5 protein-coding genes and 2 pseudogenes are annotated in these 11,605 nt (G+C 65.5%); 6 read left to right on the plus strand and 1 reads right to left on the minus strand.

Going from position 1 to position 11,605, the window contains the following annotated elements:
• Positions 1–73: 73 nt before the first annotated feature.
• The 5 genes and pseudogenes from AWC07_RS23075 to AWC07_RS23095 all read left to right on the plus strand — a co-directional run.
• Positions 74–5,827 (plus strand): annotated as a pseudogene (locus tag AWC07_RS23075) (SDR family NAD(P)-dependent oxidoreductase); the annotation flags it as partial.
• Positions 5,824–6,543: an ABC transporter ATP-binding protein gene (locus AWC07_RS23080; protein WP_244187672.1), complete on the plus strand. Its 720-nt coding sequence runs from the start codon at positions 5,824–5,826 to the stop codon at positions 6,541–6,543. The pseudogene AWC07_RS23075 and the gene AWC07_RS23080, both read left to right, overlap by 4 nt.
• A complete protein-coding gene (locus tag AWC07_RS23085; protein ID WP_085105251.1) occupies positions 6,540–9,035 on the plus strand; it encodes an ABC transporter permease in 2,496 nt (831 codons plus the stop codon). The genes AWC07_RS23080 and AWC07_RS23085 overlap by 4 nt, the downstream gene beginning before the upstream one ends.
• Before the next feature lie 2 nt (positions 9,036–9,037).
• Complete coding sequence (locus AWC07_RS23090) at positions 9,038–9,508, plus strand: DUF2834 domain-containing protein (protein WP_036408960.1); 471 nt, start codon at positions 9,038–9,040, stop codon at positions 9,506–9,508.
• A gap of 264 nt (positions 9,509–9,772) precedes the next feature.
• Positions 9,773–10,756 (plus strand): LLM class F420-dependent oxidoreductase, encoded by a 984-nt coding sequence (locus tag AWC07_RS23095; RefSeq protein WP_036408963.1) that lies wholly within the window; start codon positions 9,773–9,775, stop codon positions 10,754–10,756.
• Between the two features lie 29 nt (positions 10,757–10,785).
• Here the strand turns inward: AWC07_RS23095 and AWC07_RS23100 are convergent, their stop codons facing one another.
• The gene (locus tag AWC07_RS23100) at positions 10,786–11,079 is read right to left on the minus strand and encodes a putative quinol monooxygenase (RefSeq protein ID WP_036408968.1); all 294 of its coding nucleotides are present in this window, start codon (positions 11,077–11,079) and stop codon (positions 10,786–10,788) included.
• A gap of 171 nt (positions 11,080–11,250) precedes the next feature.
• Between AWC07_RS23100 and AWC07_RS23105 the strand changes: the two are divergent.
• Positions 11,251–11,520: pseudogene (locus AWC07_RS23105) on the plus strand (Zn-ribbon domain-containing OB-fold protein); the annotation flags it as partial.
• Between the last annotated feature and the right edge of the window lie 85 nt (positions 11,521–11,605).

The following is an 11,605-nucleotide window of genomic DNA, read 5'->3' on the forward strand; positions in this document are numbered from 1 at the left end:
CACCCAAACGCGTCAAAAACCAAGCACCACAACAAAAGACACGCCGCTCAACTACACAGGGCGGAAACTCCCGCTAGCACTGGCCGGCGGGGTGAACGTTCTGCTCAGTCCGGTGAGCACGATCGCGGCTTCGCGCGCGAAAATGCTGGCGCCCGACGGGCGATGCAAAACATTCGACGCCGCCGCTGACGGCTACGTGCGCAGTGAAGGTTGCGGAATCCTGGTGCTCAAGAGGCTGCGCGACGCGGTGCGCGACGGCGACCACATCCGGGCGGTGATCCGGGGCAGCGCGGTCAATCAAGACGGCGCATCCGGCGGCTTGACGGTGCCGAACGGCGGCGCGCAGCAGCGGGTCATCGCCGCGGCACTGACGCGGGCCGGTTTGGCCGGCCGCGACATCGACTACCTCGAGGCACACGGCACCGGAACTTCGCTCGGCGATCCGATCGAAGTCCAGGCCGCTGCGGCCGTCTACGGTGCAGAGCGGGATCCGGACCAGCCGTTGCTGATCGGATCGGTCAAGACCAACGTCGGGCACCTCGAGTCGGCCGCCGGGATCGCCGGCCTGATCAAGATCGTGCTGTCGCTGCAGCATGAAATGCTGCCGCAAAATCTGCACTTCAATCATCCGTCGCCCCACATTTCCTGGGCGAACCTGCCGGTTCGGGTCGTCGACAAAGCAATTCCGTGGCAGCGCCACGGCAGACCGCGACGTGCCGGAGTAAGCTCCTTCGGTTTTTCCGGAACGAACGCACACGTCATCATCGAAGAGGCACCCGAGCTCGATGTCGCGATCACGCCAGTGGCGAAACAACATCTAGTGCTGCCGCTTTCGGCACGCTCGCCGCAGGCACTGCTCAAATTGGCGCAGTCGTACGGACATTGGTTGGACACACACCCAAACGCGGACATCGCCGACGTGTGCCTGACAGCCGGTGCCGGGCGTTCGCATTTCGAGCACCGGGCTGCATTGGTGGTGGATCCGGTCGCGGGTTCGATCGAAGGTGAGCGAGAGCTCCTGGCCGGACTGGCCGAGCTGGCCGAGAACAGGCTGGGGCCGCGGGTGCTGCGCGGCGTGTGCGGCGATCCGCCGAGGACCGCGTGGTTTTTCACCGGACAGGGCAGCCAATACCCGGGTATGGCGCGCGAATTGTTCGACACCGAACCCGTATTCGCCGACACCGTGAAACGATGCGCCGAGGTGCTCGACGATGTCCTGCCGCATCCGCTATTGAAAGTCCTCTTCAACGAGACCCGGAATCCCGGGGAGATGTTGCGGCACACCTCGTTTGCTCAGCCGGCGCTCTTCGCCACTGGGCTGGGCCTGGCCCGGCTGTGGCAGTCGTGGGGCATCGAGCCCGACGTGGTGCTGGGGCACAGCGTGGGCCAGTACACGGCCGCGTGTGTGGCCGGGGTGTTCGGCCTCGAGACTGGGGCGCGATTGGTCGGCGAGCGGGGCCGCCTGTTCGGTAGTCTGCCCGAAGGTGGCCGGATGGTGGCGGTGTTCGGCGACGCCGAGCATGTCGAGGACGTCGCCGACGAATACCCACGAGTCTCGGTGGCCGCCTACAACGGCACCAACACGGTGCTGTCGGGTCCGAGCGCGGACTTGGAGCAGATCGTCGCCAGCTGCGGCGGCGATGGTATCCGTTGCACCTGGCTGGACACCAGCCACGCGTTTCACTCCGAGCTTCTCGAGCCGGTGCTCGACGAATTCGAATCGTACGCGGCTCAATTCACGTTCGCCGTGCCGACTTTGCCGTTGGTCTGCAACCGCACCGGCGCGGTGATCACCGGGGCGACCCCGCTGAACGCCCAATACTGGCGCCGGCATGCCCGGCAGCCGGTGCAATTCGCCGAGAGCGTGCGCACTGTCGCTCTGCTGGGCTGCACGGTATTGATGGAGATCGGTCCGCAGCCGATTCTGACCGCCGCCGCACTGCAAATCTGGCCGGAATCGGTAGCCGCACCACGAGCGATCGCCTCGGCGCGCAAGGGCGCTGATGCGCTGGGCCAGATCACCGAAGCGGTCGCCGCCGCCTACGTCGCCGGGCATCGGCCCGACTTTTCCGCGCTGCAAGCCGTCGCGCACAGTGGATCCCGTCGCAAACTTGAACTACCCACGTACCCGTTCGAGCACCGGCACATCTGGCCCAAGACCGCGGGCATCCATTCCGGTGGCCGCGTCGCATCCGGGATCCTCGGCTTCGCACAGGACCTCGCATCCGGGGACACCGTCTACACCAGTCGCGTCGGCGTCAAGTCGCAGCCCTGGCTAGCCGATCACATCATCTTTGGCACCCTTGTCGTTCCTGGCGCCACCTACGTGGCCATGGTGCTCGCCGCGCTGGACGTGCCGGCACAGGTGCATGATGTCTTCTTCTACGAACCGATCCTCCTGAACGACAGGGACTCCCGTGACGTGCAGCTGACCCTGCGCCAGTCCGGAGCGGCGCCGCTAGGCGACGGGTGGACGTTCCAGGTACACAGCCGTGGCAGCGGTGATCGGGAAGGCGAGTGGTCACTGAATGCAGAGGGTACGGCCGTCACCGGCACCGTCACCGGCGTTGCCAACGACCCGGCGCCCGGCGCCCCGGATGCTGTAATTCCGCTGGACACGTTGCTGGAGAGGTTGACTCGCGCGCGTCCGCAGCAACTGTTCGACGCCTTCCTCGACAACGAACTTGCCTTGGGGGCTGTCTGGCGGTCCTCGCTGAAGTCGCTTTGGGTCGGTGAAGGAGAGGCGGTCGGCGATATCACCGTCGGTGACGAGCTGGCCGATCATGTTGGGCGCGAGCCGATCCACCCGGTGCTGCTCGACCTGTGCACCGGCATCGCCGGAGCCGCGCTCTTTGCCCTGGCGGAAGAAACTGACGTGAGCTCCGACCTGTACCTGCCGTTGCGCTACGGCCGGGTGGTGTTGGGCGACCGGATGCCTCGGCGCTTCTACTGTTACGCACGATGGCGGCCGGGCGACGCAAGCAGCGAGACGCAAATCTTCGACCTCGATTTCGTGGATCGAGATGGCCGGATTATCGGCGGAATCCACGAATTCAAGGTGAAACGCGCACCGCGTGAGGCCTTGTTGCGCGGCCTCGGCGGCGATGCCACCCGGATGCTGTACAGCATCGGCTGGCGTGAAGTGGCTCCGCCGTCCGGCGATGAGGCCGGCAAGGGGACTTGGCTCATTGCCGGATTCGCCGAACTAGCGGCCGCGCTGCCCGCTGCTGTCCGGCTGGAGCAGAACGCCGATCCGCAGGACTGGGCGCCACTGCTCGTGGGGGCGCAGGAGCGGGGAGTGCCCTTCTCCGGTGTCGTATGGCGCGCCATCGGGCAGGCCGGTTCGGACGAGTCGAGCGATGAATTCGCCGCGCGACTGGAAACGCAGATCGGCAACGTGCTCGGCGCGGTGCGTGCGCTGTTGGCGAACCACAGCGTGAAAATTCCCGGCGGACTGTGGATCATCACCGAACGGGCCGTTGCCACCGAATCCGGCGAGCCGGTCGATCCGGTACAGGCGGCGCTGTGGGGACTCGGACGCACCGTCATCGCAGAACAGCCCATGCTGCGCTGCAGACTGGTCGACCACGACGGATCCGACGATGCGGTGCGCATGCTGGCGGGCCTCCTTGGCAGCCCCGGCGGCGAGCCCGAACTCGCAGTGCGGCAAGGGAAGTTCCTGGTGCCGCGGATGCTGAGGTGGGCGGCCAGCGGCTTTCTCGCGGTACCGCGGGCAACCGATTATGCCTTGGCACCGACCGAGCGCGGGGCCATCGACAACCTGCACCTGAACGAAATGAAGGTGTCAGCACCCGCCGCCGGGCAGGTGCGGGTTCGGGTCGAGGCCGCCGGCGTCAACTTCCGCGATGTGCTCAATGTGCTCGGCCTCTACCCCGGCGACCCAGGCCCGATCGGCGGCGACTTCGCCGGCGTCGTTACGGACATCGGTCCAGACGTTCCCGACTTCCGGCTCGGACAGCGGGTTTTTGGCGTCATGCTCGGATCGATGGCCAGCCTCATCAATGTGCCGATGCAATTGATCACGCCGGTGCCGGACGGGATCACCCAGACCGCCGCGGCCAGCATGCCCACCGCGGCGCTCACCACCCTGCTGGCGTTCGAGGCCGCAAACCTACGCACCGGCGAACGGGTCCTCGTGCACGCCGCCAGCGGTGGCGTCGGCCTGGTCGCAGTGCAATTGGCACAACAGCGCGGGGCAATCGTCTTCGCCACGGCCAGCACCTACAAACGCGCCACCCTGCGCGCGATGGGTGTGGAACACGTTTACGACTCGCGCAGTATAGATTTCGCCGATCAGATCCTTGCCGACACCGAGGGCGCCGGCGTCGACGTGGTGCTCAACAGCCTTACCAACGAAGGATTCATCGAGGCCACCGTCCGGGCGACGGCACACAACGGCCGGTTCGTCGAAATCGCCAAGCGGGACATCTGGACTGCGGAACAGATGACGGCGGCGCGTCCCGACATCCGGTACGAGGTCTTGGCGCTGGACGTGCTGATGGCGCAGGACCCAGAGCGGATCCGCGGCTTGTTGGCTGAATTATCGAAAGAGTTGGACGACGGCCAGATAGCACCGCTACCCGTGGAAATCTATCCGCTGGCGGAGGCGAAGGCGGCGTTTCGCCGGATGCAGCAGGCGCGCCACATCGGCAAGGTCGTGCTGCAGATGCCCAAACCCATACAACCACAAGGCGACCGGAGCTATTTGATCACCGGCGGCCTTGGCGCACTGGGCCTGCACACGGCGAGTTATCTGGCGCAGCTTGGCGCCGGTGACATTGTGCTGACCGGCAGGCGGACGCCCGATTCGGCCATCCGCCAGGCAATCGACGCGATAACCGAGCGTTACCAATGCCGGATCCACACGTTCGCGGCGGACATGGGCGACGAGGGGCAGGTCGGCGACCTGCTCAAACATATCCGAGAGAAGTTGCCGCCGCTGGCCGGAGTGGCACACCTGGCCGGGGTTATCGATGACGCGCTGCTGACGCAGCAGAGCCTGGATCGGTTCAGGACGGCGCTGGCGCCAAAGGCATACGGCGCCTGGCACTTACATCGACTGACGAAGAACGATGATCTGCGGTTCTTCATCGTGTACTCGTCTGCCACAAGTGCGCTTGGTTCACCCGGCCAGGCCAACTACGCGGCGGCCAACGCGGTGCTCGATGGGCTCGTTGCGTTCCGTAGATCTCGAGGGCTACCTGCCACCAGCGTCAACTGGGGTCCGTGGGCACAGGGCGGCATGGCCAGCTCGGACGCCGCGCGTGCCAATCTCGGCGCGCGCGGGCTGATTCCGCTGGACCCCACCGCCGCGTTGAATGCACTCGGCGAAGTGGTGGCACACGGCATCGGCCAGGCGGTCGCGATCAAAGCCAACTGGCAACGCGTAGCGAAGCTGCTGGGCACGGCGCGGCCGCCGATTCTGGATAGCGTGTTGCCAATGGCGGGCGCAGTGGCCCCGGGCGATAGTGCCTTGCTGCGGCAGCTGCAAGACGTACCCGAGGCCCAGCGCGGCGGTTTCGTCACCGAGCACCTGCAGCGCGAGGTGCAGCAGATTCTGGGGCTCGCCCAACCGCCGCCTGCTACCAGCCGCTTCTTGGAGCTCGGCATGGATTCGCTGATGGCGGTCGAACTCCGAAATCGGTTGCTCGGTCAGTTCGGTGGTGTGTTCACGATCGACGCCACCGCGGTGTTCGACTATCCGACCATCGGAACTCTCGCCGAATACCTGGCCACTCAGACGCCCGAGGACATCGAGGTCGAGACCGCCCGACCAACAACCAGCGTGCCGGGTTCCGCGGCATGACCGCCGCGCCGGACGACCAGCCGATGCTTCAGCTGGCGGATGTCTGCAAGGCGTACCGCATCGGTGCACAGACGGTTCGCGCGCTCGACGGGATCACCGTGACGCTGACCGGTGGCGAGTTCGTTTCCGTCGTCGGTCCGTCGGGCTCGGGTAAGAGCACGCTGCTGCACCTGCTGGGCGCTCTGGACAGACCCGATTCCGGATCGATCCGATTCCGGGGCACCGAGATCGGCGATCTCAACGATGACCATCAGTCCGAATTCCGAAGGCGCAGTGTGGGGTTTGTCTTCCAATTCTTCAATCTCCTGCCGACGATGGCGGCATGGGAGAACGTCGCGGTGCCCAAGCTGCTCGACGGCGCCCGGATGTCCAAAGTCAAGTCCCGGGCGCTGGAACTGCTCGCCTTGGTGGGCCTGGCCGATCGCGCGGAGCACCGGCCGTCGGAATTGTCCGGGGGACAGGCGCAGCGCGTTGCCGTTGCCCGGGCGTTGATGATGGATCCTCCGCTGGTTCTCGCCGACGAGCCGACGGGCAATCTCGACACGAAGACCGGCGCCGCGATCATGGCGCTGCTCAACGACATCGCCCATCAGCAGAGCCGTTCGGTCGTGATGGTGACCCACAATGTCGCTGCGGCATCGTCGACGGATCGAGTGATCACCCTGACGGACGGTCGCATCCACTCCGATGTACCGGCTGCTGAGGAACACCGGTGATCGTCGACCGGTTGCGTGCGTTCAACCTGCGCGAGTTGCGCGGGCACCCGGCCCGCACCTCGATGTTACTTGTGGTGGTGGCGATTTCGGCGACATTGCTGGTCGCGGTCCTCGGCATCGCCGGGTCAATCACCGGTTCCTCCGACCGTCTTATTGCCGGTATCGGCGGCAACGCGAGCCTGGAGGTTTCCGGAGTCACCGATACCGGCTTCCCCGAAGCGCTGTGTGCCGACATCGAGAAGGTGCCCGGTGTCGCCGCCGCGGTACCGATGCTGCGCGCCTCCATCGGAAAGCCGTCCGAGCGGGTGGTGCTCCTGGGGGTGAACGAAAAGGTCAGGGCGATGCTGAGCGCCCTGCAGCGCGCGGTCCAAGACAAGATCGGTCCATTGGTCAAGCAGCCCGGCCGGGTCGCGGTCGGGTCGGGCACCGGCCGCAACGAGGGCGACACGTTTGCCCTGGGCGTTGGCAAGGGCAAGGACACCGTCACCGTCGCCGCCGTTATCGCCGGTGCCGACGCGGACCGGGTCAACGCTGGAAATTTCATCGTGGGACCGTTGCCGCTGATTCAGCGCCTCACAAATCGGCCTGGAATGATCGATTCGGTCTTGATCATCACCGCGCCCGGCGCCGACCTCGGGCAGGTCCGCAACGGCCTGAAGGATGTCGCTGGGGGGCGAGCCATAGTCGCCGAGCCGACATTTCGGTCCGCGCAATCCGCTGGGGCCGTGGCGATCATGCGTACGCTGATGGTGTCGGCGGCGTCGACCGCGCTCGTGGTGGCCGGTTTTCTGATCTTCAACGCGATGAGCATGGCGATTGCCCAGCGGCGTCCGATGATCTCGATGCTTCGCGCCATCGGCGCCAAGAAGCGGCAGATCGTGCGTGACCTACTGCTGGAGGCCGGCCTGGCCGGGCTGGTCGGCGGGGTACTGGGATCGGCTCTCGGCGTGGCTATCGGCAGGCAGGCGATCGGCGTTCTGCCCGCGGCACTGCTGCAAGGCTATGAATCGCGAACCGAATACATCCTGCCTCCCTACGCAATTCCCATCGGCATGGCGGCGTGCGTGGTCGTCAGCGTTGCGGCTGCGGCGCTCGCGGCTCGCCAGGTGTACAAGGTGGAGCCCATCGAGGCTCTGGCCCCGGTCGGCGCGTCGCGGGTGGATGCCGTCGGGCTTCGGTCGCGGGTGGTGGCGGGTGTACTTGGCGCGGGTCTTGTCGCGGCGGCAGCCGTGGTCGGATCCCGGGACCTGGGGCGTGTTTCGGTAGCGGCCATCGCGATCGTGGGTGTCGGTGAGGTCGCGCTGTGTTTCGCCTTCGCGGGCCCGATCGTCAATTGGGCGGCGAAGGTTGCGAGCGGCTTCGGCGCGCCGGGTGCGTTGGCCGCGGCGACGATCGAACGGGCGCCGCGGCGAGTGTGGGCAACGTTCATGACCGTGCAGATCGCGTTGGCGATCACCGTGCAAACCACCGGCTCAAACTTCAACGCCATTGATTCGACGGACGCGAGCTTCTCCTCGCTTCGCGACGCGGCGTTCTTTGTAAGCTCCTCTGGTCCAGGCGTTTTCCCTACCGCGCCGGTCCTGCCGCAAGACGCCGAATCCACGATCGCGTCGGTGCCGGGGGTGCGCGACGTCGTTGCGGGGCAGATGGCCTACGCAACGGTCGGCGGCAGGCGGATACTGATTCAGGGAATCTCGCCGGGCGCGGTTGCGCCGCCGTCGAATGCGTTGAATGCCCAAGTGCGAGAACAAGTTATCTCCGGCGACGGCGTCGTCATAGCCCGTGACATCGCCCGCGCGCTGGGATTGCGGGCCGGCGACGAATTGGTGCTGGCCACCCCTACCGGCGAGCGACGGGCCCGGGTCTTGCAGGTGGTGCCGTTCTTCTCGCTATTGGGCGGCGTCGTGTCGATGAGCCTGGCGAACTTGCGGCAATGGTTCGACCGGCCTGGTTCGACGATTCTTGCCGTTGACGTCGAGCCCGGCGCCAACCGGGCCGGCGTCGAGGCGGCGATCCGCGACAAACTGCCCGCCGATATCCAGGTGTACTCGGGCCAGGAGGCGGCGAAGGCTGCCGGGGCAGCTCTGCAGCAGGGCACCGTTCTGATCACCGTGATGGCCTGGATAGTCGTCTTCGTCTCGAGCGTCGCGCTGCTCAACACGCTGATGCTGTCGGTGCTGGAGCGGCGGCGCGAGCTGGGTGTGCTGCGGGCGATGGGCTCGTCGCGGCGCTTTGCGCTGCACACCATCCTCGCCGAGGCTGCGGGCCTGGGCCTCGTCGGTGCCGTAATCGGAACGGCATTCGGTGCGGCGAACCAGTATCTGAGTGCGGTGGCGCTGACCCACGTGCTCAGCATCGACGTGGTGTACAAACCGATCCCGGTCACTCTCCTTTTCGCCGGTGCCGCTTTCGCATTGACGTTGTTGGGCGCGATCCCGCCGGCCGTTCGTGCCGCGCGGCTGAATATCGTGGAAGCCGTGGCGGTGGATTGACGATGGTGACTCTCATCGCACAGGCGATCCTGGGCTTGGCGGCGATCTGGCTTATCGTCGCGTCGAACCGGCAAGTCTTCCGTCGGGCGCCGAGCGGTCCGCTGTTGTCCGGGATGGAGTGCGCCTACTACGTGATCGGCATCGTGTCGGTTGTACTCGCCTGGTATTTCAATATCCGCTATGTGAGCCAGTATTCGGCCGGTTTAAAGCTGTGGGCCAGCGGCGGCTGGACGCAATACGCGAAGTTGATGTTCGGCAATCACGCCGCGAGCTCGACCAGCCAGGACTACCTGATCGCGAATTTGGTGCTACTGCCCCTCTTCACCATGGTCGACGGTTCTCGGCGCGGGGTTCGCCGCCCGTGGCTGTACTTCGTGGCCAGCTGGTTCCTCAGTTTCGCCTTCGCGTGGGCGTTTTATCTCGCCACCATCGATCGTCAGCGGCGCATCGCTGCGCACACCACTTGGGAGTAGCTGGCGGACAGACGCAAAATCGCCAAAGCTTTTGTGCGATTTTGCGTCTGCTCGCACAATCGCTACAGGCAAGCGCCGGCGATTCGGCGCCACTACTCGCGGGGGAAGGCTCTTGGTTCGGGCTTTGGCACAAGAGCTCTCGCGCGTCGGCGAGCTGCCTGTAGTCGAGCTGGATTGGATGAAAATCCAACGTGGGCTCGTTGCGCGCGATCGCTGGATCATCGATGGTGAGTCGGTTCCTGCGACGCGTTAGAGTCCCTAACTATGCGCTTTGGTCTGTTCATTCCGCAGGGTTGGCGAATGGATATGGTGGGGATCGAACCCGCAAAGCACTGGGAGGTGATGCGCGACCTTGCGACGTATGCCGACGGAAGTGCGTGGGATTCACTGTGGGTTTACGACCACTTTCATACCGTCCCGCTGCCGACCGATGAAGCCACTCACGAGGCGTGGTCGTTAATGGCGGCGTACGCCGCGACGACGTCGCGGATCAAGCTGGGCCAGATGTGCACTGCGATCAGCTACCGCAACCCCGTCTACCTGGCCAAGGTCGCGGCCACCGCCGACATCATTTCCGGCGGCCGGATCCAGATGGGCATCGGCGCCGGATGGTACGAACATGAGTGGCGCGCTTACGGTTACGGCTTTCCGCCGGCCAAGGCGCGGTTGGCTCGCCTGGACGAGGGCGTGCAGATCATGCGGGACGCCTGGCGCGACGGCAAAGTGACTTTCACCGGCGAGCACTACCGGGTAGACGGCGCCATAGTATCGCCAAAGCCGCTGCAAGCCAGCGGTATTCCGCTGTGGATTGCCGGCGGCGGGGAAAGGGTGACGCTACGCATCGCGGCGAAGTATGCCCGGTACACCAACTTCACACCCGAGCCCACCGCATTCACCCGAAAGTCGGAACTGCTGGCGCAGCATTGCCGAGAGCTGGGCACCGACTTCGACGCCATCGTTCGCTCATCAAACTTCACCGCCGTCATCGGGACCTCGGACACCGATGTCAAGGATCGGTTACAGCGGGTCCGCGACCGCCTGGTGGGCTATGTTCCTGAGACGCTGGCGGATTCGATGGTCGCAGGCCTTTCGGATGCGGCGACGGGCACGCCGGAACAGGTGATCGAGCAGCTGGCCAAGACCCGCGACCTGGGATGTGAATACGCCATTTGCTATTTCCCCGAGGCCGCCTACGAACGTTCGGGCATCGAGCTTTTCGAACGTGAAGTGATTCCGGCGCTGAGTTGATTGCCTTGTGAATGTGCCGGGCGCTGCCGTCAGATGTCGGTCGTCACGTATCTGGTCTTGACGGGAGGCGCGGCGAGCAGCGGCGGAAGCTCCGTCAGTCTCCCTTCGCCGGCGCGAAATCTGCGGTAGGCCTCGTCGTGCTCGACGGTGTCCCAGAGTTCGTAGATGAGCCAGTGGGCTTCGTCGTCCTGATCGACCAGCACGTCGGTAGCGAGGTTGCCGTCGAACGCCCGGGTGTCTTGCAATGCCCGGCTCATGACCTCGCGCGCCGCGGGCACCGCTTCGGGTTTGAGCCTGAGTTCAAGTGTCACCGTGATCGGCATGGTCGGGTCCTCGCATGGGGGTATTGGGCTGGCGGGGGATCCCTTGACGATAGCGGCCGGGCGATAGACCGGCGCCTGGTACGATGAGAATGCCATTTCTGAACGGTGCGAATGGCGTTGTACTATTCAGTAAAGCGCCTTATTGTGCGGCCGACGACGAAGGATTGCGCGATGCAGAAGGCACTGGCCCCCGACATCTCGACCTGGCCCGACGACGACCCGCAGCTGATCGGCAGTCGCTGCGGCGACTGTGGCGCCACGACCTTCCCCGTACAGCAGTGGTGTCCGCGCTGCAGCGGTGCGGACATGAGCGAGGTGTTGTTGCCACGTCGCGGCACCCTGGTGGCCTGGACCACCCAGGGGTTCCCGCCCGGACCTCCCTATGCCGGGCCTGCCGGCAAGGATTTCGTGCCGTTCGGCGTTGGCCTGGTTCAGCTGGGTTCAGCTGGGCCTAGGAGGGCTCTGAACAACGGGGCGTGATGGGGCGGGAAGAACGCCGACAAGGCCGTTTCTTCGGCAGTAGGTC

The organism is Mycobacterium gastri (genome assembly GCF_002102175.1).
GTDB lineage: Bacteria > Actinomycetota > Actinomycetes > Mycobacteriales > Mycobacteriaceae > Mycobacterium > Mycobacterium gastri.